This is a genomic window from Jatrophihabitans endophyticus, from assembly GCF_900129455.1.
Taxonomy (GTDB): domain Bacteria; phylum Actinomycetota; class Actinomycetes; order Mycobacteriales; family Jatrophihabitantaceae; genus Jatrophihabitans; species Jatrophihabitans endophyticus.
Map to the genome: position 1 here is coordinate 86,392 of NZ_FQVU01000007.1, position 21,699 is coordinate 108,090.

General features: G+C 72.8%; 23 protein-coding genes and 1 tRNA gene. 13 read left to right on the forward strand and 11 right to left on the reverse strand.

What is annotated here, in order from left to right; all coding sequences use genetic code 11:
* Positions 1-113: 113 nt before the first annotated feature.
* From moaC to BUE29_RS20300, 4 genes are read left to right on the forward strand one after another with little or no spacing between them, the layout of a single operon-like run.
* Positions 114-746 carry a cyclic pyranopterin monophosphate synthase MoaC gene (gene moaC, locus BUE29_RS20285; protein ID WP_234971537.1) on the forward strand — a complete coding sequence of 211 codons (633 nt, stop codon included), beginning with the start codon at positions 114-116 and terminating at the stop codon, positions 744-746.
* The gene (locus tag BUE29_RS20290; RefSeq protein WP_073392290.1) at positions 743-1,231 is read left to right on the forward strand and encodes a MogA/MoaB family molybdenum cofactor biosynthesis protein; all 489 of its coding nucleotides are present in this window, start codon (positions 743-745) and stop codon (positions 1,229-1,231) included. Before moaC ends, BUE29_RS20290 begins: the two co-directional genes overlap by 4 nt.
* The gene (locus BUE29_RS20295; protein WP_234971538.1) at positions 1,231-1,740 is read left to right on the forward strand and encodes a molybdenum cofactor biosynthesis protein MoaE; all 510 of its coding nucleotides are present in this window, start codon (positions 1,231-1,233) and stop codon (positions 1,738-1,740) included. The genes BUE29_RS20290 and BUE29_RS20295 overlap by 1 nt, the downstream gene beginning before the upstream one ends.
* A complete protein-coding gene (locus BUE29_RS20300) occupies positions 1,737-1,922 on the forward strand; it encodes a hypothetical protein (protein WP_073392291.1) in 186 nt (61 codons plus the stop codon). Before BUE29_RS20295 ends, BUE29_RS20300 begins: the two co-directional genes overlap by 4 nt.
* A 47-nt stretch (positions 1,923-1,969) precedes the next feature.
* Here the strand turns inward: BUE29_RS20300 and mscL are convergent, their stop codons facing one another.
* From mscL to BUE29_RS20325, 5 genes are all read right to left on the reverse strand, one after another.
* Entirely contained in the window at positions 1,970-2,455 is a 486-nt protein-coding gene (mscL, locus tag BUE29_RS20305; protein ID WP_073392292.1) for a large conductance mechanosensitive channel protein MscL, read from the reverse strand.
* A gap of 77 nt (positions 2,456-2,532) precedes the next feature.
* Complete coding sequence (locus tag BUE29_RS20310; protein WP_084181560.1) at positions 2,533-3,189, reverse strand: SAF domain-containing protein; 657 nt, start codon at positions 3,187-3,189, stop codon at positions 2,533-2,535.
* 120 nt (positions 3,190-3,309) lie between these two features.
* Complete coding sequence (locus tag BUE29_RS20315) at positions 3,310-3,753, reverse strand: FmdB family zinc ribbon protein (RefSeq protein WP_073392293.1); 444 nt, start codon at positions 3,751-3,753, stop codon at positions 3,310-3,312.
* Between the two features lie 66 nt (positions 3,754-3,819).
* A complete protein-coding gene (locus BUE29_RS20320) occupies positions 3,820-4,371 on the reverse strand; it encodes a 5-formyltetrahydrofolate cyclo-ligase (RefSeq protein ID WP_073392294.1) in 552 nt (183 codons plus the stop codon).
* Entirely contained in the window at positions 4,368-5,747 is a 1,380-nt protein-coding gene (locus BUE29_RS20325; RefSeq protein WP_073392295.1) for a UTP--glucose-1-phosphate uridylyltransferase, read from the reverse strand. The genes BUE29_RS20320 and BUE29_RS20325 overlap by 4 nt, the downstream gene beginning before the upstream one ends.
* Before the next feature lie 140 nt (positions 5,748-5,887).
* Here BUE29_RS20325 and glp point away from each other — a divergent pair, with 140 nt between their 5' ends.
* From glp to BUE29_RS20350, 4 genes are all read left to right on the forward strand, one after another.
* Positions 5,888-7,129, forward strand: coding sequence for a molybdotransferase-like divisome protein Glp (gene glp, locus BUE29_RS20330; protein WP_073392296.1), 1,242 nt, complete (start codon positions 5,888-5,890; stop codon positions 7,127-7,129).
* 25 nt (positions 7,130-7,154) lie between these two features.
* Entirely contained in the window at positions 7,155-7,799 is a 645-nt protein-coding gene (locus tag BUE29_RS20335) for a GNAT family N-acetyltransferase (protein ID WP_073392297.1), read from the forward strand.
* A 139-nt stretch (positions 7,800-7,938) separates the two neighbouring features.
* Positions 7,939-8,652 (forward strand): divisome protein SepX/GlpR, encoded by a 714-nt coding sequence (gene sepX, locus BUE29_RS22265; protein WP_143168293.1) that lies wholly within the window; start codon positions 7,939-7,941, stop codon positions 8,650-8,652.
* Positions 8,653-8,715: 63 nt separating this feature from the next.
* A tRNA-Ala gene (locus BUE29_RS20350) sits at positions 8,716-8,789 on the forward strand.
* 126 nt (positions 8,790-8,915) lie between these two features.
* Here BUE29_RS20350 and BUE29_RS20355 read toward each other — a convergent pair.
* Together BUE29_RS20355 and BUE29_RS20360 are read right to left on the reverse strand one after the other, a co-directional pair.
* Complete coding sequence (locus BUE29_RS20355; RefSeq protein ID WP_073392300.1) at positions 8,916-9,119, reverse strand: CsbD family protein; 204 nt, start codon at positions 9,117-9,119, stop codon at positions 8,916-8,918.
* Positions 9,119-9,373, reverse strand: coding sequence for a hypothetical protein (locus BUE29_RS20360; RefSeq protein WP_073392301.1), 255 nt, complete (start codon positions 9,371-9,373; stop codon positions 9,119-9,121). Before BUE29_RS20360 ends, BUE29_RS20355 begins: the two co-directional genes overlap by 1 nt.
* 141 nt (positions 9,374-9,514) lie before the next feature.
* Between BUE29_RS20360 and BUE29_RS20365 the strand changes: the two genes are divergently transcribed.
* A complete protein-coding gene (locus BUE29_RS20365; protein WP_159440916.1) occupies positions 9,515-10,216 on the forward strand; it encodes a phosphatase PAP2 family protein in 702 nt (233 codons plus the stop codon).
* On the opposite strand, the gene BUE29_RS20370 is transcribed toward BUE29_RS20365, so the two are convergent.
* From BUE29_RS20370 to BUE29_RS20380, 3 genes are all read right to left on the reverse strand, one after another.
* Positions 10,204-11,733 carry an AMP-binding protein gene (locus tag BUE29_RS20370; RefSeq protein WP_073392303.1) on the reverse strand — a complete coding sequence of 510 codons (1,530 nt, stop codon included), beginning with the start codon at positions 11,731-11,733 and terminating at the stop codon, positions 10,204-10,206. The genes BUE29_RS20365 and BUE29_RS20370 overlap by 13 nt on opposite strands.
* 81 nt (positions 11,734-11,814) lie before the next feature.
* Positions 11,815-12,864 (reverse strand): hypothetical protein, encoded by a 1,050-nt coding sequence (locus BUE29_RS22930; RefSeq protein ID WP_200800344.1) that lies wholly within the window; start codon positions 12,862-12,864, stop codon positions 11,815-11,817.
* 40 nt (positions 12,865-12,904) lie between these two features.
* A complete protein-coding gene (locus BUE29_RS20380; protein ID WP_084181566.1) occupies positions 12,905-14,548 on the reverse strand; it encodes a dolichyl-phosphate-mannose--protein mannosyltransferase in 1,644 nt (547 codons plus the stop codon).
* A 227-nt stretch (positions 14,549-14,775) separates the two neighbouring features.
* Here BUE29_RS20380 and rsmI point away from each other — a divergent pair, with 227 nt between their 5' ends.
* Complete coding sequence (gene rsmI, locus BUE29_RS20385) at positions 14,776-15,621, forward strand: 16S rRNA (cytidine(1402)-2'-O)-methyltransferase (RefSeq protein WP_073392305.1); 846 nt, start codon at positions 14,776-14,778, stop codon at positions 15,619-15,621.
* Between the two features lie 46 nt (positions 15,622-15,667).
* On the opposite strand, the gene BUE29_RS20390 is transcribed toward rsmI, so the two are convergent.
* A complete protein-coding gene (locus tag BUE29_RS20390) occupies positions 15,668-17,311 on the reverse strand; it encodes a S53 family peptidase (protein WP_073392306.1) in 1,644 nt (547 codons plus the stop codon).
* Between the two features lie 205 nt (positions 17,312-17,516).
* Between BUE29_RS20390 and metG the strand changes: the two genes are divergently transcribed.
* From metG to BUE29_RS23535, 3 genes are all read left to right on the forward strand, one after another.
* Positions 17,517-19,316, forward strand: coding sequence for a methionine--tRNA ligase (gene metG, locus BUE29_RS20395; RefSeq protein ID WP_073392368.1), 1,800 nt, complete (start codon positions 17,517-17,519; stop codon positions 19,314-19,316).
* Positions 19,300-20,154, forward strand: coding sequence for a TatD family hydrolase (locus BUE29_RS20400; protein ID WP_073392307.1), 855 nt, complete (start codon positions 19,300-19,302; stop codon positions 20,152-20,154). The genes metG and BUE29_RS20400 overlap by 17 nt, the downstream gene beginning before the upstream one ends.
* A 344-nt stretch (positions 20,155-20,498) precedes the next feature.
* Positions 20,499-21,626: a resuscitation-promoting factor gene (locus tag BUE29_RS23535; RefSeq protein WP_143168295.1), complete on the forward strand. Its 1,128-nt coding sequence runs from the start codon at positions 20,499-20,501 to the stop codon at positions 21,624-21,626.
* Positions 21,627-21,699: the final 73 nt, after the last annotated feature.

Here is a 21,699-nt window from a genome sequence, read left to right on the forward strand (position 1 = left end):
CCCGGTGCCCCGCCTGGGGCGGGCGGGTCCGGTGTGGCCGGTGGTTCGGGGGGCACCGGCCCATCTTGCCCGGCCCGCGTGGAGGCCGCACGGCGGTGACTACTGTCGAAAGCGTGTCCGCAGACGACCACGCGCAGGGCTCGCCGGCCCGGCTCACGCACGTCGACGACCACGGCGCCGCCCGCATGGTGGACGTGTCGGCGAAGGACGTCACGACGCGCACGGCCACCGCCGCCGGCCGCTTCGAGACGACGCCCGAGGTGATCGCGCTGCTGCGCCGCGACGGGTTGCCCAAGGGCGACGCACTCGCGGTCGCCCGCATCGCCGGTATCGCGGCCGCGAAGCGCACGTCCGACCTCGTTCCGCTGTGCCACCCCGTCGCCCTTCATGCGGTCAGCGTCGAGCTCGAGGTCGGCGCGGACGCCGTCGACATCGCCGCGACGACCCGCACCGCCGACCGCACCGGGGTCGAGATGGAGGCGCTGACCTCGGTCGTCGCCGCCGGCCTCGCCCTCTACGACATGGTCAAGGCGGTCGACCGCGGGGCACGGCTGACCGACGTCCGGCTCGTCGCCAAGGCCGGCGGCCGCAGTGGCGCGTGGCACGCCGGCGGCACCGGCGACACCGCGGGCGCCACGCCGGCCAGCCCGCCGCAGCGCACGCCGGGCAGCACGTCCGCGGCGGTCGGCTCGGCGGTCGGGTCGCCGGACGGGGCAGCGCCGCGTACCTCACCGGGGCCGTCGTGAAGGTCGCGGTCATCACCTGTTCCAACCGCTCGGCGAGCGGCGAGCGTGGCGACGACAGCGGCGAGATCCTCGCGTCGTCCCTGGTCGACCTCGGCCACGAGATCGCCCTGCGTCGCATCGTCCCCGACCAGGTCGAGCGGATCCGCGAGGCCGTCACCGACGCCGTGGCCGCCGGCGCCCGGGCCGTGCTCACGACCGGTGGCACCGGCCTCACGCCGACCGACGTCACGCCCGAGGCGGTCGCGCCGCTGCTCGACAGGGAGGTGCCCGGCATCGCCGAGGCGCTTCGCGTCGAGTCACGCGACCGGGTACCGACCTCGGTGCTGTCGCGCGGCGTGGCGGGCACGATCGGTACCGCCCTGGTGGTGACGCTTCCGGGGTCGCCGGGTGGAGTGCGCGACGGGCTCGCGGTCCTGACCCCGTTGCTCGACCACGCGGTGGACCAGCTCGGCGGCGGCGACCATCAGCCGGGCGGGGGCGTGTGATGAACGAGGCCGACGACGTGCTGACCCGCATGGCGCAGGCGCAGACGCAGGTGCAGCCCGAGTCGGCGGCCGTCGCCGGGCCGACGCTGCCGCCGGTACGCCTCGTCGCGGTGGGCGCCGCGCCGCTCGACGTCGTGGCGCACGAACGGGCGGTCGCCGATCCCCGCGCCGGCGCGCAGGTCGTCTTCACCGGCGTGGTGCGCGACCACGACCACGACCGCCGCGTGCTGGCGCTCGAGTACGAGGGGCATCCCAGCGCCGAGCAGGTGCTGCGCGAGATCGCCGCCGACCTCGCCGCCCGGCCGGGCACGATCGCGCTCGCCGTGAGCCACCGCGTCGGCCCGCTCCTGGTCGGCGACGTCGCGCTGGTGGCCGCGGTCGCGACCGCCCACCGGCAGGCCGCCTTCGCGCTGTGCGCCGAACTGGTCGACACGGTCAAGGACCGGTTGCCGATCTGGAAGCGACAGGTGTTCGCCGACGGCACCGACGAGTGGGTGAACTGTCCGTGACCGACCGCAGGCAACCGCAGCGCTCCGGCGAATCCGCGCCCCGGCGGGCACGGGCCCGCGACGACGAGCCGGTGCTGCCGTCGCGCTCGCGCGACGACTCCGACGTGGGCTGGGGCGACGAGCGCGCCGAGCGCGACGCGGAGTGGTACCACCGCGAGCGGCCGCCCCACCACGGCGACTGACCCGACGCTCCCCGCCGCCGCGCTCGCACCGTGCCGTGCGAGGGTCCTCAGCCCGTGGGCGGCGACTTCGCGGGGTTCGTCTGGGCGACCCCGGTCGCGGAGTTTGCGGCGAGCAGGTCGCGGATCTGTTCGAGCAGGATGACGTCCTCGGCCCGCGGTGTCGGATCGGGCTCGCCCTTGGCCGCCTTGAGTGCGCGCCGCTCCTGGAAGGTGTTCATCGGCACGACGATGAAGAAGTAGACCACCGCCGCGGTCACCAGGAACGCGATGACGGCGTTGACGATGGACGAGAGGTCGATGAAGGTCGACTTGCCGAGGACGTCCTGCGCCGAGCCCGCCTTCACGCCCTCGGTGTGGCGCAGCGAGAAGCCGAGCCCGTTGACGTTCGCACCACCGGCGGAGTTCACGAGCGGTTTGATGACGGCGTTGACGACACCGCTTACCACCGCCTGGAACGCCGTGCCGATCACCACCGCGATCGCCAGCTCGACGACGTTGCCGCGCATGATGAAGTCCTTGAACCCCTTGATCACGTGCTCTCCTCGGGACGGCGCGACCACCGGAGGGCCGCTCGCGAGAAGAGACTAGGACCCGTTGGCCACAACCGGAACTAGGGCCCACTGCCCACCACCGTGAACATCCGGTTCACCCGCAGCCCGGCGATGCGCACCGCGTCGGGGCGCGAGACGGCGAGGACGAGCCGTGACCCGGCGCGGGTGGACGTCGCGTCCTGCGGCCCCGGCAGCACGGCCAGGACGCGCACGCCGTCGGCGACCCGCTGTGCCCCGGCGGCGGGGGCGTCGCCCGACGGCACGGTGTCGGGGACGGCGACAGCGAGCAGGTCGACGCGGGTGCCGGGGTTGACCAGCCCACGAACGTCGGTGTCGACGTCGACCGGCTGGGCGACCAGCGAGCGCCCCAGCCCGATGGTCAACCGGTCGTCGACGAGACGCAGCCTCGTGACCGGTTCGCCGGCCGCGAGTGGACCCGCCAGCCGGTGACCGACCAGGTGGCGCGCGTCGGCGAGCGTGCCGGGCAGCGGCGGCCGGTCGGGCCACCGCGTGACCCGCAGGTCGCGCGCGACGAGGGCGTGCCCCGCGGCCAGGACACGCGTGCTGATCACCACCGGGTGCCCCCGTGCCGACGCGCCCGGCGCGGCGCGATCCGCGAGGGCCGACACCGCCGCGAGCAGCAGGCACGCCGCCGCTGCGGCGGCGCGCGGCCATCGGCCGACGCGGCCGAGGGCGAGGCGCAGGGAGGTGAGCACGAGGCCACGCTAGGAAACGTGGCGGGGTCCGCGGGTGCGGCCGACCTGACTGTGGACGACGGCGCCGGCTGTGGACGGCGCGGTGCGAACCCGTCGGTGGGCCGTGCTAGCGGGCCGCGGTCACGCCGGTGCGGCCGACTTGCCCGACCCCGATGATCCCGACGACCCGCTCGACGAGGATGTCGACGACGATCCGTTCGGCGACGACCCGCTCGACGACGATCCGTTGGGCGACGATCCGCTCGACGACGACGCCGATCCGGACGAGTCACCCGACGACCCGGACGACGAGCCCGAGTCCTTGGCCGAGCCGCCCTTCGCGTCCTTGCCCGCCGCGCCGCCGGAGCCGTTCGACCCACCGGAGCCGCCCGAGCCCTGCTGCGCCCGGCTGTCGTTGCGGTAGAAGCCCGAGCCCTTGAACACGACGCCGACCGAGCCGTAGACCTTGCGGACCGGGCTGCCGCACACCGGGCACTCCGAGGCGGCCGGGTCGGTGAACGACTGCACCAGCTCGAAGCGGTTGCCGCAGTCGGCGTTCGTGCACGCGTACTGGTAGGTGGGCATCGTCGGGGGTTCCTCCGTGGGCGGGAAGTGCGCAGCACCCGAGCTGGCACTCTCAGGATACGACTGCTAACCGCCGGCGGCGACACCCAGGTCCGTCCAGCCCGCCGGCCGCACCGCCGCCGTGACCGCGACGTCCCACGGCTCGCGCGGCAGGTCGGCCACCAGCTCGTCGTCGAAGACGAGTGCGACCGTCGGCGCCGTCGCGGGGACCCGGGCCAACGCGCGGTCGTAGGAGCCGCCGCCACGCCCGAGCCGGGTGCCGTCCCGCGCGACCGCCGAGGCCGGCACCAGGACGGCCGAGACGTCACCCACCGCCTCGCGGCCCAGCGCGTCCCCGCGGCCGGCGGCCGACCACGGCGCCCAGTCGAGGTCGCGGTCGGACAGCGTCACCGGCACGATCACCCGCGCCCCCGCCGCGACGAGCCCCGCCAGCAGCGCGACCGATCCGGGTTCGGTGCGCAGCGGCTCGTACGCGGCGACGACCGGCCAGCCGTCGGCGCGCGCGAGCACGTGTCCGGCGACGGCTCGCCTCGCCCGCGCGCGGTGGTCGTCGGGCATGGCCCGCCGGGCCGCCGCGAACCGCGCGCGCAGCTCGGCCTTGGCGTCCTGCGCGCTCACTCGCCCAGCACGGCCCCGTCCGGCACGCGACCGTCGTCCAGGTCCGCGGCGGACACCGTCACGTCACCGACGACCCGGACGTCCGCGCCGAAGGTGACGTCGCCCTCGACGGTCAGTGCCGTGGCCGAGGTCAGCGACGGCGGCCCGGCGGGGAAGTGCCGGTCGAAGTCCGGCACCAGCTTGTAGTGGTCCTTGTCCAGGCTCACGAGCGGCAGCGGGTCGGTCGCGGTCCGCAGCAGGTACTCGTCGTCGAGCTCGAAGACGTCGCTGCGCAGCAGCAGCAGGTCGTCGGTCGTCTTGACCGGGATGAAGCGGTCGCGACCGACCGCCACGGCCCGCGCCCCGTCGAAGCGGCTGACGGCCGATCCCATGGCCGCCTCGATCTGGACGACGGGCGTGGACGTGGCGTCGGACGGGTCCACGGTCTTGCTGTTGCGGATGATCGGCAGTTCCAGCGCACCGTCGCTGCGGTCGAGCTCGTCGGCCAGCGCCTGCAGGTCGAGCCAGAGGTTGTTGGTGTTGAAGTAGCGGTGGCGGGTGAGGTCCTGCATGGCCGCGGCGTCCTCGTCCGACGTCTGCGCCGTCTCGCGCAGGATCAGCCGGCCGTCCGATCGTCGGACGGCCAGGTGGCCGCCCTTGCGCTCGGCGGGGGTGCGTACGCAGCATTCCAGCGCCATCGGCGTGCCGGTCGCGGCGAGCCAGGACGGCAGCCGTGGGTCGACCACGGCGCCGAGGTTGTCGGCGTTCGCGCAGAACGCGTAGCGGTAGCCGGCGGCGAGCAGCTGCTCGAGCAGCCCGGACGCCCGCAGCGAGGGGTAGACGTCGGCGTGGCCCGGCGGGCACCACTCGAGGTCGGGGTCGGCGGGCCAGTCGACGGGGGCGAGGTCGTCCTCGCGCAGCTTCGGTTCGCGGCTCTGCAGGAAGTCGATCGGCAGGCCGTCGACGGCCAGGTCCTCGTAGCGGGCGAGGGCCTCGAGCGTGGGCTGCTGGGTGCGGAAGCTGTTCATGAAGACGAGGGGCAGCGCCACCGCGTGCCGCCGCCGGAACGCCAGTGTCTGGCGGGCGATCACGTCGAGGAAGGTGGTGCCGGGCTTCACCGGCAGCAGGGTCTTGGCGGTGTCGAGGCCCATGGACGTCCCCAGGCCGCCGTTGAGCCGGATCATCACCGTGGCGTGCACCGCGTCGTCGTCGATCGGCGCGTCGAGCCCGGCCAGCTCCGGCAGCTCGCCGAGGGGCTCGATGGACTCCTCGACGATGATCCCGGACTCGCCCTGCTCGATCAGCCGGTACCCGCGCTCGAAGGTCGCGATGGCCTCGGCCGACACGTCCGCGTCGCGCATGCGCTGGACCGCGGCCGCGAGGTTGTCTGCGCTCACGGTCGTTAATGTTGTCACGTATCGCAGGCAGCGCGCGGCCGGTTCCCGCGCCCGCCGGCCCGCGCGTGCTTAGCTGGACGCCGTCAGTGGTGCCCCGGCTCAGCGGGGCGACGAAGGTTTCCGAGCAAGGGGGACGGCGCGTGGCCGACGACGATCGCCTGCGGACGGTCGACGAACACCTCGCCATCGTGCTCGACGGCATCGGCTCCATCGACCCGATCGAGCTCACGCTGCTGGACGCCCAGGGGCTGTTGCTGGCCGAGAACGTCAGCGCCGACTTCCCGCTGCCGAGCTTCGACAACTCCGCCATGGACGGCTACGCGGTGCGCGCGATCGACACGCGCGACGCCGCCGAGGGCGACCCGACGGTGCTGCAGGTCGTGGGCGACGTCGCCGCCGGCGCCCGTGCCCGCTCGGGCATGGGCCCCGGCCTCGCGATGCGCATCATGACCGGCGCGCCGATCCCGGCCGGTGCCGACGCCGTCATCCCGCTGGAGGACACCGACCGGGGGCTGGCCCGCGTCGCGGTCGGCCGTCCCGTGCGGACCGGCGAGTGCCTGCGCCGCGCCGGTGAGGACCTCGCGGCCGGCGCGCCGGCGCTGGGCGCCGGCGCCGCGCTGGGGCCGCAGCAGCTCGCGCTGCTGGCTGCCCTCGGCCGCGACCGGGTCACCGTCCGACCCCGCCCGCGCGTCACCATCCTGTCTACGGGTAGCGAGCTGATCGAGGTCGGGCGCACGCCGTCGTTCGGCGAGGTCATCGACTCGAACTCCTACATGATCGCCGCCGCCGCGCGCGACGCCGGCGCGGATGCGCGGCGCATCGGCATCGTGGCCGACGACCACTCCGCGCTGCTCGACGCGCTCGAGAACCAGCTGCTGCGCGCGGACGTCCTCGTCACGACCGGTGGGGTGTCCATGGGCGCCTACGACGTGGTGAAGGAGGCGCTCAGCGAGCTCGGCACCGTCGAGTTCACCAAGGTCGCGATGCAGCCGGGACGGCCGCAGGGCTTCGGTCATCTGGGCAACAAGGTGCCGATCTTCTGCCTGCCCGGCAATCCGGTCAGCAGCCTGGTGTCGTTCGAGACGTTCGTCCGTCCGGCCATCCGCAAGCTGCTGGGCAAGCGCAGCCTGAACCGGGCGACGGTGCAGGCGACCGCGCTCGAGGGCGCGACGAGCACGCACGGCACGCGGCAGTACCGGCGCGGCGTGCTGCACCGCGAGTCGTCGGGCGGCTACAGCGTCTCCTTCATCGGCGGCCCCGGGTCGCACCTGCTCGCCTCGCTCGCGCTGTCCAACTGCCTGGTCGTGATCGACGAAGAGGTCACGTCGGTCTCGGCCGGCGAGCAGGTCACCGTCGTCCCGCTGCTGCTGTCGAACCGCTAGCGCGGTCGAGGGGCGAGGAGCTGCCGTGGCCAGGACCCCCGGCTGGCCGGCGCACCCGTGCGCCGGGCCGGTCGAGCTGCGCGCGCCGCGGCTGCGCGACGCGCGCGGCTGGAGCGAGGTCCGGTTGCGCAACGAGGCGTGGCTGACGCCGTGGGAGCCGACCTCGTCGCACGCCTGGGACGAGCGCAACGCCGTGAGCGCGTGGCCGACGCTGCACTCCTCGCTCAAGGCGGCGGCGCGGCGCGGCATCATGCTGCCGTTCATGGTCGACTACGGCGGCCGCCTCGTCGGCCAGGTCAACGTCTCGAACGTCGTCCACGGCGCGTTGCGCTCGTGCACCATCGGCTACTGGGTCGACTCCGCGGTGGCGGGGCGCAACATCACCCCCACCGCGGTGGCGCTCGTCATGGACCACTGCTTCCAGCACGTCGGGATGCACCGCATCGAGATCGACATCCGGCCCGAGAACAAGGCGAGCCTACGGGTCGTGGAGAAGCTCGGGCTGCGGCGCGAGGGCTACTACGAGCGGTTCCTGGACATCGACGGCGCGTGGCGCGACCACGCGGCGTTCGCGCTCACCGTCGAGGAGCTGCGCGGCGCCACGATGCTCTCGCGCCTCGACCGGCTGCCGCCGGTGCCGACGTGGCGGGCGGTGCGCGGCGGAGGATGACGCCGAGCGCCATCCGGCGGACGTTCTCAACCTCAACGTGAGGGTTTTTGTCGACACGCCGTCGGACGTACGGGGTCGGGGCCACGACGCTCACTAACTTGGCGGGAGTCGTGTTACTGGTGTGACTGGAGGTGCGTGAATGCCGTCGCCGTTCATGACGGTGGTCATCCTCACCGTCCTCTGGCTCATCGTCGTCGTCCCCATGGTCCTGCGTCGCAACGACGAGAAGAGGCGCGAGCGTTCGGTCGCCGACTGGGGCCGCGGCATGCGCGCCCTCGGCCGCCGGGCCGACGCCGCCGACCCCCGCACCGACGACCCCGACGTCTTCGTCCCGCGCCGCTCGCAGCGCAGCCGCGACACCACCGATCGTTCCGCCACGCTCGCCGCCGCGGCGCGCCGGCCCGTGCCCGCCGCCCAGGAGGCGCTGATGTACCCACCCGACCGTGCCGACCTCTCCGAGGCGCGGGCCGACATGCTCGCCCGCCGCCGGCGCTCGCTGACGATCCTGGCCGGTGGCAGCGTGGTGTTCGGTCTCGCCGCGCTCGTCATGGGCGGGATCATGTGGCTGCTCGCGGTGCCGTTCCTGCTCGGGCTCGCCGGATACGTGCTGTTCCTGCGCAACCAGGCGCTCCGCGACCGGTCTCGTCGCGAGAACCGGCAACTGCGCGCCGCCGCCCGTCGCCCCGCCGGCTACGACGCGACCGAGGAGGTCGGCCGCTTCGAGGAGGCGCCGCAGTCGGTCGTGCGCATCGACGACGACGACATCGAGCTGCACAGCATGGACACCATCGACCTCACCGGGCTGTACAACGAGGAGGCCGCCACCGCGGCCCTGCAGCGCCGGGCAAGCTGATCGCGCGCCCTGCTAGTCTGGTCGACGGTTCGGCCGGGCCCGCAGGGCACGACGAACCGGTCAGGGGCTGTGGCGCAGTCTGGTAGCGCACCTCGTTCGCATCGAGGGGGTCAGGGGTTCAACTCCCCTCAGCTCCACCCCTACCGAAGGCCCCGCGGCGCGGGGCCTTCGTCGTCTCCAGGGCGAACCCGGGTGGCAACGCGCGGACGCGAAGAGGCCCGGACACCATGGGCGTCCGGGCCTCTTCGCGTGTGCGGGGCGGCTCAGCTCTCGAGCGCCTCCTGCTCCTTCTCGAGCGCGTCGGCCTTCTTCTCGTGCGCCTGGGCCTCGGCGCGCGCCTTCGTCTCGTCGGTCTCGGCCTCGCCCTTGGCCTGCTGGGCGTTGCCCTCGGCGCGCAGCTCGTCGTCGTCGGTCGCCTGACCGAGCTTCTCTTTCGCCGCGCCCTTGATGTTCTCGCCGATGCCCATCAGCTCGTCGCCTCCTTCACGCTCTGGGCGGCCTTCTGCCGCTGCTCGGCGGCGTTCGCCTTGGCCTCGTGCCCGTCGGCGCGGGTCTGCGCCTTGGTGGCCTTGAGTCGCTCGGTGCCCTTGTCCTGCTGCACCTGGCCGGCGTTCGCCAACCGGTCGTTGCCGGCGACGGTGCCCACGATCTCCTTGCCCAGGCCGACGACCTTGTCGACGAGCCCGGCGGCGTTCTTCGGATCGATCCGCGGTATCTGCATGGTCGAACTCCTCGTCTGGGGGTTCCGGTTCGACGACAGGGGTACCCGTGCGGTGCGGGGAACACCCCGAAGGTGGCGTGTCGCACGGCGATCGCCGTGCGCTGCGACCGGCGCCACAGCCGGGTCTGGGATCATCGCCGGGTGAACGTCGCGTCCCCCACCGCCACGCAGCGGCGGCCGCTGGCGGCGCGCCGGGCGCCGGTCGCGGCGACCGTCGTGGCCGCGTTCGCCGTCCTGGCCGCCCTGGGGTGGTGGGTGCACGGCAACCCGCGACCGGTGGGGTTCGACGAACCCACCCGGCACTGGCTCGTGACGCACACCGACTCGGTCGTGGCCCGGCTGCTGCTCGCGCTCACCGATCCCGTCCTCACCGTCGGCATCCTGGTCCTCATCAGCATCGGCGCGCTCGTCGTCCGCGCCTTCGACGTGGTGGCGATCGCGGGTCTCGCGCCGCTGGTGGGGCTGCTGCTCGAGTCGCACGTCCTCAAGCCCGCGTTCGACCGGCGGTTCGGCCTCGCCGAGCAGCTCGACCCCGCCGTCCTCGAAGCCGGCTACGCCTATCCCAGCGGGCACGAGACCGGGTTGGCCGCCACCACGACGGTGGTGGCGCTCCTCGTGCTGCGCCTCGAACTGCGCCGCGGCCCGCGTCGAGCCGCCGTCGCGGGGCTCGTGACGTGGACGCTGCTCGGCGCCGTCGGCCTGGTGGGCAACAACTTCCACTACGCCACCGACACCGTCGGCGGCATCTGCCTGGGCACCGGTCTCGTGCTCGCGACCGCCCTGCTCGCCGACGCCGTGGCGGCGCGCCGGGCCGCCCGGCCGCCGGCCGGTCAGTTCACCTGACGGTCCCGCTCGGACCAGAACTCCTCGCGCAGCTTGAACTTCTGCAGCTTGCCGGTGGCCGTACGCGGCAGCTCGGCCACGAAGTCGATGCGCTTCGGGCACTTGTAGCCGGCGAGGCTCTCGCGACAGTGGGCGATGAGGTCCGGCGCCGACACCGCCGAACCGTCGGTCACGACGAGCCCGGTGACCAACTCGCCCCACTTGTCGTCGGGGATGCCGATGACGGCGACCTCCTTCACGGCCGGGTAGGACATCAACGCGTCCTCGACCTCGATGGACGACACGTTCTCCCCACCCGTGATGATCACGTCCTTCTTGCGGTCCGAGATCACCAGGTAGCCGTCGTCGTCGACGATCCCGCCGTCGCCGGTGTGGAACCAGTTGCCGGCCTGCGCCTCGGCGGTCGCCTCGGGCTGCTCCCAGTAGCCGGCCAGGTTGTGGTTGGACTGCGTCAGCACCTCGCCGTCGGCGTCGACCGTGACCCGGACGCCGAGCGCTGGCGCGCCGGCCCGGCCGAGGCGTCGCGCCCGTTCGTGGGTGGACAGCGCGTCCCACTCGGCCCGCTGCCGGTTGACGGTCACCAGCGGCGAGGTCTCGGTGAGGCCGTAGATCTGGATGAACTCCCAACCCAGCTCGTCGAGGACGCGCTCGATGGTGCGGGTCGGCGGGGGAGCGCCGGCGGCGATGATGCGGACGCGATCGCGTCCCGGGATATCGCCCGACCAGTCGGGGGCGGCGTCCAGGGCGGCGGCGATGACGGCGGGGGCGGCGCACATCGCGGTGACGCCGTGGCGCTGGACCCGGCGCAGGATCTCGGTGCCGTCAACCTTGCGCAGGATCACGTGCTGCGCGCCGACGCCGGTCATGGCGAACGGCATGCCCCACCCGTTCGCGTGGAACTGCGGCAGCGTGTGCAGGTAGACGTCGCGGTCGCTGATCGTCGTGTGCAGGCCGAACACGGTGGCGTTCAACCAGTTGTTGCGATGGGTCAGCTGGACGCCCTTCGGCCGGGCGGTCGTGCCCGAGGTGTAGTTGATCGTGGCCGTGGCGTTCTCGTCCGGGTCGTCCCACGGGCGGGGCTCGGCGTCGCGCGCGTAGAGGTCGTCGTCGTCGCCCAGGACGAACTTGTGGGTGACGTCGAGGGCGTCCAGGACGTGCCGGTGGGCGGGATCGGCGTAGACGACGTCCGCCCCGCTGTGCCCGACGATGTAGCCGATCTCGGCCGTGCTCAGGCGGAAGTTCACCGGGACGAGCACCCGGCCGAACCCCGAGACGCCGTAGAACGAGGTCAGCAGCCGGGCCGAGTTCTCCGACACGAACGCGACCCGGCCGCCGACCGGCACCCCCAGCGCGTCCAGCCGGGCGGCCTGGGCGCGGGCCAGTGCGGCCATCTCGCGGTAGGTGATCTCGCCCAGGCTGGCGGCCGGCTGCTCGGGCTCGTCGATCACCGCGACGCGGTCGGGGTAGACCTGCTCGGCGCGGTCGAGGAAGTCGCGGACGGTCAGCGGATAGAACACGCGAGGGCCTCCCGGCGGTGGATGTCGACTGCCGTCGATCTCACCATCGGGAGGCCCTCGAAGGAACCCTCGTGCCGTGCCTCAGGCGACGGCCTTCTTGGCCTTCTTGACCTGCTTGCGGGTCTGCTTGCGCGCCTTCTTGGCGCGCTTCTCGGCCGCGGTGGACGCGTCGTCGTACCACTCGGCCGCGGTGTCGCGCGCCTGCTTGGCCTTGTCGGCGACGACCGGCGCGTACCCGTCGTACAGGTCGGCCGCGGTGGAACGCGCCTGCTTCGCCTTGTCGGCCACCACCGGTGCGTACTGGTCGTAGAGGTCGCTGGCGGTGGAGCGGGCCTGCTGGGCCTTGTCGGCCACGACCGGACCGTACTGCGTCTTGAGGTCGGCGGCGGTCGACCGCGCCTGGGCCGTGGCCTGCTTGGCCTTGGCCGCGACGACCGGCGCGGCCGCGTCGCGGACCTCGCCGAGACGCTTGGCGGCGTCCTCGGAGGCCTTGCGCGCCTTCTTGCGGGCGTCGGACGACGACGACGAGGACGCCGACCGCTGTGCCTTCTTGGCCGCCTTCGACGCGCGCTTGCCGAGCTCCGCCTGCTGCTCGCGCACCGTCGCGATGGCTCCGGCGGCCGACTTCTTCGCAGCCTTGCGGGCCTTGCGCCGCTGTCGACGGTTGAGCTTCTCGTGCACGCTCGCGCTCACGGCGACGTGCTTGTCGTGCGCGGGCGAGAGCACGCCGTCGACGACGAGCCCGGCGCCGATACCGAGCATCCAGACGTCCTTGGCGATGGGCAGCCCGGCCTGGGTGGGACGCGGGTCGCCGTCCTCGTGCATGCCGTCGGTCTGCCAGTACATGTTCAGCAGGCCGGCCGAGAACGCGGTGAGGCCGAGACCGGCCACGACGGGCGAGACGACGGGAAGCAGCAGGGCGCCGCCGAGGGCGATCTCGCCCACCGCGAGGCCCTTGACGAACAGCTTCGGATCGACCTTGCCCAGGAACCCGTACGTGCCGCTCGCCATGCCGTGCAGCGCCTTGGCGGTGTCGTCGTCGGCGCTCAGCTTCCCGACGCCGCTGTTGACGATGAACGCGCCCGTCACGGCGCGCAACGGGGCGCGGCGCGCCTTGGCGGCAAGACTCATGGGGAGGTCCTCCTGATTTCCGGCAGATCGTGTCTCGTGCTCATACCCACGAGGGCAGCCACATATGCGCGTGCCAATCGTCGTAGGTCAACAGGCCGCCGGTGAAGATCGGCCACATCCAGGCGAAGTCGGCGACGACGAGGGCAAGGTACCCCGCGACGCCGGCCGCTCCCCACAGTCGGCGCCGCCGCGCGGCGTGGGCGCGGGCGGGCGGCGCCGCGCCGGCGACGGGGACGGCAGGTCCCCACATCACGCCCAGCGCCAGCGTCAGGCCGATCACCAGGAAGGGGACGAGCGGGGCCATGTAGAACAGGAACATCGTCCGGTCGAGGTTCTGGAACCAGACGAGCCAGCCGGCGGCGAACGCGAACCACACCGCCCCGGCGCGCCAGTCGCGCGTGCTGAACCAGTGCCAGGCCAGCCACAGCAGCATCGGCACGAACGCCCACCACAGCAGCGGGGTGCCGATCAGCAGCACCTCGCGCGAGCAGTCCTTCGCGCCGCAGGTCTTCTCGGCGCCGTTGTAGTAGAAGTCGACCGGCCGGCCGAGGACGAGCCAGCTCCACGGGTTGGACTGGTAGGAGTGCGGGGAGTCGAGCTGCTCGTGGAAGCGGTAGGCGTCCAGGTGGTACGCGGCGAGCGAGCGGATCGGACCGGGGATCCAGCCGAACCAGAAGTCGAGGCGCCCGAAGTAGGAGTGGGTCGTGCTCGAGTGCGTGTCGGCCCAGTGGCGGTTCCACGAGTTCTCGCCGGTGAACCAGCCCAACCACGTGAACAGGTACGCCGCGATCGGCGCCACCACCAGCGACCCCACCGCCGGGACCAGCGACCGGTGCGCCCAGGTCGCCGTCGGGTGTCGGACGCCGGCCGAGCGGAACGCCGCGCGGTCCCACACCAGCGACATGATCACGAACAGGACGAGGAACGAGGACGCCGACCACTTGACCGCGCAGGACAGCCCGAGCATCACGCCGCCGACGAGCCGCCACGGTCGGGGGCCGAGGCTCGGCGTGCCGGCGGCGAGGTCGACACCGTCGGCGACGAGCCCGGCCAGCCGTGCCCGCATGGCGTCGCGGTCGACCACGAGCGCCGCGAACGCGGCCACGACGAAGAACTGCAGGAAGATGTCCAGGATCGCGGTGCGCGAGAGGACGACCGACAACCCCTCAAGGGCCATGAGCAGGCCGGCCACGCCGCCGAAGAGATTCGAGTGCATCATCCGCCGGACGGTGCGCGCGACGAGGACGACGACGAGCGTGCCGACCACGGCCGGGGCGATGCGCCAGCCCAGGGAGTTGGTGAGGTTCTCGGTGGAGTCGCGGCCGCCGACCAGCCATTCCGACGCCGCGATCAGCCACTTCCCGAGCGGCGGGTGCACCACGAACATGTAGCCGCGGTTGTCCTCGTAGCCGTAGCGCAGCAGCTCCTGCGCCTCGACCGCGTAGTAGACCTCGTCGAAGAGCATCCCGTTCTTGGGGACGGTGTTGGCGCCCGGCGGCGAGCCGAGCGCCCAGAACCGGGTGAACCCCGCGACGAGCGTGACGAAGGCGGTCATCAGCCAGCCCAATAGCGGCCGCGGGTCCTGCCACCGGGCGAGCTGTGCGGGCGCCGGCCGGCGCGGGTGGGGCGGCTCGGCGTCGTCCGGGCCCGGCACGCTCGCCGGAGCCTCGAGCGTCGCCGTCACGCCGTCATAGTAGAGACAGCCTCCCGACCGGACCTGTCCACCGGCGACCTCGTGTGTCCACCGGCGACCTCGCGTGTCGATGACCGGCGACCTCGTGTGTCGACTGGCGACCTCGCGCGTCGACTGGCGACCTCGTGTGTCGACTGGCGACTGTCCGGCCGACTGGCGAGCTATAGCTCGCCAGTCGGCCCGGAAGTCGCCAGTCGGCGGCGCACTACGGTGCTGACATGGCCGACAGCGGACGCGTCCTGCTCGCCGCGACCCCGCTGGGGCGTCCGGACGACGCGTCGGGGCGGCTGCGCGACGCGCTCGCCACCGCCGCGGTGATCGCCGCCGAGGACACCCGCCGGCTCCGGCGGCTGTGTGCCGACCTCGACGTCGCGCCGGCCGGACGCGTCGTGTCCTTCTTCGACGCCAACGAGGTCGGCCGGGTGCCGCAGCTGCTCGACGCGCTGCGCGACGGGGCGGACGTCCTCGTGGTGACCGACGCCGGGATGCCGTCGGTGTCCGACCCCGGCTACCGGCTCGTCGCCGCCGCCGTGGCCGCGGGACTGCCCGTGACCTGTCTGCCCGGCCCCTCGGCCGTCACCACGGCCCTCGCGGTGTCGGGCCTGCCCGTGGACCGGTTCTGCTTCGAGGGCTTCCTGCCCCGCAAGAGCGGCGAGCGGCGCCGGGCGGTCGCCGCGCTCGCCGCCGAGGCGCGCACGCTCGTGCTCTTCGAGGCCCCGCACCGACTGGCGGCCACGCTGGCCGACCTCGCGGCCGCGTTCGGGTCGCAGCGGGCCGCGGCGGTCTGCCGCGAGCTGACGAAGACCCACGAGGAGGTGCGGCGCGGCACGCTCGGCGAGCTGGCCGAGTGGGCGGGCGGGGAGGTCCGCGGTGAGATCACCGTCGTCGTCGCCGGGGCCACGCCGTCGGCCGACGACGCCTCGCCGGCCGAGCTCGCCGCCGACGTCGGTCGTCGCGAGGCGGCGGGCCACCCCCGCAAGGACGCGATCGCCGAGGTCGCGCGCGACCGGGGCGTGCCCAAGCGGGCCGTCTTCGACGCGGTGGTGGCGGCGAAGCAGGGCTGACGATTCCGGTCGAGCCCCGCCGCGCCGCCACCGTGCCCGAGCGGGCTCAGCCCAGCTTGCCGGTGAGCACCGCGACGTCGAAGCTGCCGAGCCCCGTCGTGTAGTCGTAGCCGGGGAGCGCCGTGTAGACGCCGTTCGCGCCGGCGACGACGTCGTGGAAGCCGGGGACGGCCGTGACCGGGTTCCCGGCCTGGACCCGGCTGTAGTACGCGTAGAGCTTGGGCGGCGCGAAGCCCAGCTTCGCGCCGCGGGTCGCGACCATGCGCGTCCACAGCCCCATGGCCAGCGGCGAGGCGAGGCTGGTGCCGCCGACCGTCTGCACCGAGGTCGTCCCGCTGTCGGTGGCGTAGATGTTGCCGCCGCTGACCGGGTCGGCGGCGAACGCCACGTCGGGGACGCCGCGCAGGCCGGCGGTGCCGGCGAGGTTGACGCCGTTGGTCCACGCACCGGGGTACTCGACCGGCGACACCCCGCCGCCGCCGGCGTTCCACGCGATCTCGGACTGGTAGGCGTTCGCATCGCTCGCGAGCAGCGTCGTCCCGCCGACACCGAGGACGTAGGGCGAGGACGCCGGGTAGGAGGTGTCGGTCGGGCCGCTGCCGGGCACGCCGTTCGTCGGAGCCACCGGGCACGAGCTGCCCGTGTCGCCGGAGGAGGCGAAGAAGGTCTGGCCCTGCACCGCGGCCTCGGCGAACGCCATGTCGTCGACGACCATCGAGCCGTCGAGGTAGGGGAGCAGGTCGCACTCGCCGAGCGACGCGTTGCCCGAGCGGGCCTCGTTGCGGGCGGCGAAGTCGTTGATCGAGCGCGCGAGGTCGGAGTCGGTGAGCGTCGTGGCGACGTAGACGTAGAGCCGCGACGCGTTCGGCGCGATCCCGGTGCTGGTCTGCGTGTCGAGGTCCCACTCGATCGTCCCGGCCGTGTCGGCGCTCTTGATGCCGTTGTAGCGCAGCGTCACCGGAACCTGCGGCAGGCCCTGCTTGGCCTCGGCGTAGCGCAGGTCCTTCACGGTCTGGGTGAGGTCGCCCTGGGCGATGACGGCGAGCGTGGTGCCGGTGCCCGGCTTGGTGCCCGCGGAGTGGTAGACGGTGTTGTACTCCTTGGGGTAGTAGCCGGTGAGCTTGGGCGCGCTCGGCAGCGTCGGCAGCGCCGGGCCGAGGTCGGACAGCCCGAGCACTCCGGTGACCGCACCGGCGAGCGTCGCCGGCACCTGCGCGGCGGAGGTGTTGGCGATGACGCGCTTCCCGGCCCGCGAGAAGGACGCGATGGACGTGTGGAACGCCTGCTGCGCCTGGGCGACGGTGGCGTCCGCGGTGACCTGAAGCCGGTTGCTTGCCACCGTGACGTGCTGCATGCCCTGCGAGGTCAGGTAGTCGGTGACGCGGGTCGCGGTGGCCTGGGTCGCGGCGAAGCGGGCGGTGAACTGCGCCGGCGTGAGGTACTTCTCGTAGTTCGCGCTGCCGGGCGTCGCCTGCTGGGCGATCAACGTGTCCAGCGCCGACCGGTTGCGCGGGGCCAGCCCGACGGTCAGCCGCAGCGAACGCGTCGCCGGGGCCGCGGCGAGCCGCACCGCGTCGGTCGGCGACAGCGCCGTGGTCGAGGTGGGCACCCAGGTCGCGGCCGAGGCCGCGACGGGATCCAGCGCGATGCCGCCGGTGGCGACCAGGATGCCGGCGGCGGTCAGCGCCACCGTCCGACGCGAGGGGGAGCAGCGATGGGCCATCGAGAGTCCTCTGCTTCGGCCTCGCCGGGTGCGAGGGTCATCGGGCCCAACGACGCCGGCCGGACACCGGTACGCACGACTCTTATCCCGTTCACATGGAGCTGACGCGGGCGTCGCACCGTGGCGCCGCGGGCGCCGATACGCCGGTGCCGCCGTCACTAGGCTGGTGCGCGTGACCGACCAGCACATCCTGACCGCCGCCGCGTGGCCCTACGCCAACGGACCCCGCCACATCGGGCACGTCGCGGGCATCGGCGTCCCGCCCGACGTCTTCAGCCGCTACCAGCGGATGGCGGGCAACAAGGTGCTGATGGTCAGCGGCACCGACGAGCACGGCACGCCCATCCAGGTGCAGGCCGACCAGGAGGGCGTGAGCGCCCGCGAGCTCGCCGACCGCAACGCGCTGGTGATCGCCAAGGACATCCAGGCGCTCGGCGTGTCCTTCGACCTGTTCACCCGCACCACCACGCAGAACCATTACGCGATCGCGCAGGAGATCTTCCTGGGCCTGCGGAAGAACGGCTACATCTTCCCGCAGACGCAGCTCGGCGCGGTCAGCCCGTCCACCGGCCGGACGCTGCCCGACCGCTACATCGAGGGCACCTGCCCGATCTGCGGCTACCCGCAGGCCCGCGGCGACCAGTGCGACAACTGCGGCAACCAGCTCGACCCGGTCGACCTCATCGACCCGGTGTCGCGCATCAACGGCGAGACCCCGCGGTTCGTCGAGATCGAGCAGATGATGCTCGACCTGCCCGCCTTCGGCGAGGTGCTCGCCACGTGGCTGCGCAAACAGGACCACTGGCGTCCCAACGTCCAGCGCTTCAGCCTCAACCTGCTCGACGACCTCAAGCCGCGCTCGTACACGCGCGACCTCGAGTGGGGCATCCCGGTGCCGCTCGACGGCTGGCGCGACCGGCCGGACAAGTCCATCTACGTGTGGTTCGACGCCGTCGTCGGCTACCTCTCGGCCTCGATCCAGTGGGCGCAGCTGCGCGGCGAGCCGGAGGCCTGGCGCGCGTGGTGGCAGTCCGACGACGCCCGCGCCTACTACTTCATGGGCAAGGACAACATCGTCTTCCACGCCGAGATCTGGCCGGCGATGCTCATGGGCTACTCCGGCGTAGGCGCCAAGGGCGGCACGCCCGGCTCGCTCGGCGCCCTGAACCGGCCCTACGAGGTCGTCTCGAGCGAGTTCCTGACCATGGAGGGACGCAAGTTCTCCTCGTCGCGCAACGTCGTCATCTACGTCGGCGACATGCTCTCGCGCTACGACGCGGACGCGCTGCGCTACTACCTCGCCGTGGCCGGACCCGAGACGCAGGACACCGACTTCACCTGGTCGGAGTTCGTGCGCCGCAACAACGACGAGCTGGTGGCGGGCTGGGGCAACCTGGTCAACCGCACGATCTCGATGACGGCCAAGAACCTGGGTGCCGTCCCGGACCCGGGCGCGCTCACCGACGCCGACCACGCGCTGCTCGCGACCTCGCGCGCCGCGTTCGGCACCGTGGGCGACCTGCTCGCCCGTTCCCGGCAGAAGGCGGCCATCGGCGAGGCGATGGGGGTCGTGGGCGCGGCGAACAAGTACCTGTCCGACATGGAGCCCTGGAAGCTCAAGAACAGCGACCCCGAGCGGATGGCCTCGGTGCTGCACGTCGCGCTGCAGGTCGTCGACGACGCCAAGACGCTGCTGACGCCGTTCCTGCCGTCGTCGTCGTCCAGGGTGCACGCGATGCTGCGCGGCGAGGGCCGCTGGGCCGCCATGCCCGACCTCGTCGAGCTCGACGAGCCGACCGCGGTCGGCTCGCCGACGTATTCGGTGCTGACGGGCGACTACGACACCGGCGCGCGCTGGGAGTCGGTGCCGATCGAGGTCGGCCGGCAGCTCGCACCGCCGACCCCGGTGTTCACCAAGCTCGACCCCGCGATCGTGGCCGAGGAGCTCGAGCGGCTTGCCCCGGGAGACTGACCCGCCGCCGTCCCCCGAACCGCTCGCCTCGGCCGTCCTGGACGCCCACACGCACCTGGACGCGATGGCGCAGCGGGCCGGGGTGGCCGCCGACGACGACTTCGTGACCGCGGAGCTGGCGGCGTCACGGGCCGTCGGCGTCACCGCCGCCGTCACCGTCGGTGACACCGTCGCCTCGTCACGCTGGTGCGCCGGCGTCGCGGCGCGGCACCCGGGCCTGTACGCGGCGGTCGCCGTCCACCCCACCGAGGTCGGCGACCTCGACGACGACGGGTACGCCGAGCTGGAGCGGCTCGCCGGCCTGCCGGGCGTCGTGGCCGTGGGCGAGACGGGGCTGGACTACTACTGGGACCGCACGGCACCCGCGCTGCAGCACGAGCACTTCCGCCGCCACATCGAGCTGGCCAAGCGCACCCGGCTGCCGCTGATGATCCACGACCGGGACGCGCACGCCGACGTGCTGCGCATCCTGCGGGAGGAGGGCGCCCCGGAGCACGTCGTGTTCCACGCGTTCTCCGGGGACGCGGCCATGGCCCGCGAATGTGTCGCGGCGGGGTACGTGCTGTCCTTCCCGGGGGTCGTGACGTTCCGGAACGCGCCGGCGCTGCGCGAGGCCGCGGCCGTGACGCCGGCCGAGCACGTCCTGGTCGAGACCGACGCGCCGTTCCTGACACCGCACCCGTTCCGAGGCCGGCCCAACGCGCCCCGCCTGCTGCCGCTCACCCTGCGCGAGCTGGCGCGCGCCGGTGGTCACGACGTGGGGGACCTCGCCGCCGCGACGCGACGGACCGCGCACCGGGTGTTCGGGATCCGAGTTCCCGACACACCTGACACCTAACTGTGGCATGCGTCACAATTATTGGTTGCTCGCAACGGTTAGTGACCCCTGGTGCGTCATCCATGAGTTGGGACGGGCGGTGCGCCCGGCATTCCGGGTAGGACCGCGAGGCCCGCGATCATGCGGCTGCGCCCCCCTGTCTCAACCCTGAGTCGAGCCCTGCTCCTCACCGTGCGTGACCGAAAACGCTCCCGGTCGTCTACGGGCTGCAACATGCCGTCATCGGGGCAATTCGGGCGCCGCCGGCCCCTCCGGTTTTGGACCCGGGCCGCACCTCTCGTTACGTTGTCGTGACCAACCAGGACGGGCCGAACCGGAGCCCGAACGGCAGTGGGAGTGTGTGGGTGCATCGCAGCGTCAAGTACGGCCTGTACGGAGCGGTTCTCGCCGGCGTCGTCGGCGGCACGGCCGCCTTCGCGACCTCCGGGGGTACCGCCGTCACCTTGGTGGTCGACGGCCACACGACGAAGGTCGACGCGCAGGCCGACGACGTCCGCGGTGTGCTGAAGGACGCCGGCTACCACGTCGACGGTCACGACATCGTCGCGCCGAGCCTGGACACCGCGGTGTCCGACGGCTCGAAGATCGTGCTCAAGCAGGGCCGACTGCTCCACCTGAACGTCGACGGGAAGCCCAAGGACGTCTGGACCACGGCTCCGACGGTCGCGCAGGCCCTGACGCAGCTCGGCTACTCGCCGGCGAACTTCGTCTCCGTGTCGCGCGCCAAGCGACTGCCGGTCGACGCCGCCACCTCGATCGCGCTGCGCGCCCCGAAGGATGTCGTCGTCGCGCACGACAAGAAATCGCAGCGCGCCGTCTCGACGGCCCGCACCGTCGGTGAGCTGCTGAAGAACCTCGGCGTGACGCTCGACAGCAACGACCGGGTCACGCCGTCGCTCGACACGGTGGTGGGGGACGGCCTGCGCGTGCGCGTGCAGCGCGTCGACACCAAGCGCGTCACCCGCACCGAGAAGATCGACTTCACGGTCAAGCAGGTCGACGACAAGAAGATGTACAAGGGCAACAGCAAGGTCGTGCGCAACGGCAAGGAAGGCACCGCGCGGCTGGTCTACTCGGTCGTCTACGTCGACGGCAAGAAGACCAGGCAGAAGCTCGTCGACCGTTCGGTGGTCGCCGACCCGCGCACGCAGGTCGAGCGCGTCGGCACCAAGAGCCGGCCCAAGCCCAAGGTGTCGACCAGCCACAGCAGCGGCGGCAGCAGCAGCGGTGGTGGCGGCCTGAACTGGGACGCGCTGGCCGACTGCGAGTCCGGCGGCAACTGGCACATCAACACCGGCAACGGCTTCTACGGCGGCGTCCAGTTCGACGAGGGCACGTGGAACTCCAACGGCGGCGGCAAGTACGCGGCCCGGGCCGACCTCGCCAGCCGCGAGGAGCAGATCGAGATCGCCACGAAGGTCTACAACGCCCGCGGGTCGAGCCCGTGGCCGGTCTGTGGGTCGCGGCTCTGACAGGTTCGACCCGCCCGTCCGTCCCGTGAACCCCGACGGGACGCAGCTCAGATGTGCTCGAGGAGTTTGACCC

What these genes read in the sequence shown, in the direction of transcription:
- rsmI (WP_073392305.1), top strand. Translation starts at nt 14,776, where the DNA reads ATGGCCGACAGCGGACGCGTCCTGCTCGCCGCGACCCCGCTGGGGCGT.
- sepX (WP_143168293.1), top strand. Translation starts at nt 7,939, where the DNA reads ATGCCGTCGCCGTTCATGACGGTGGTCATCCTCACCGTCCTCTGGCTC.
- BUE29_RS20360 (WP_073392301.1), bottom strand. Translation starts at nt 9,373, where the DNA reads ATGCAGATACCGCGGATCGATCCGAAGAACGCCGCCGGGCTCGTCGAC.
- BUE29_RS20315 (WP_073392293.1), bottom strand. Translation starts at nt 3,753, where the DNA reads ATGCCCACCTACCAGTACGCGTGCACGAACGCCGACTGCGGCAACCGC.
- BUE29_RS20295 (WP_234971538.1), top strand. Translation starts at nt 1,231, where the DNA reads ATGAACGAGGCCGACGACGTGCTGACCCGCATGGCGCAGGCGCAGACG.
- BUE29_RS20355 (WP_073392300.1), bottom strand. Translation starts at nt 9,119, where the DNA reads ATGGGCATCGGCGAGAACATCAAGGGCGCGGCGAAAGAGAAGCTCGGT.
- BUE29_RS22930 (WP_200800344.1), bottom strand. Translation starts at nt 12,864, where the DNA reads ATGAGTCTTGCCGCCAAGGCGCGCCGCGCCCCGTTGCGCGCCGTGACG.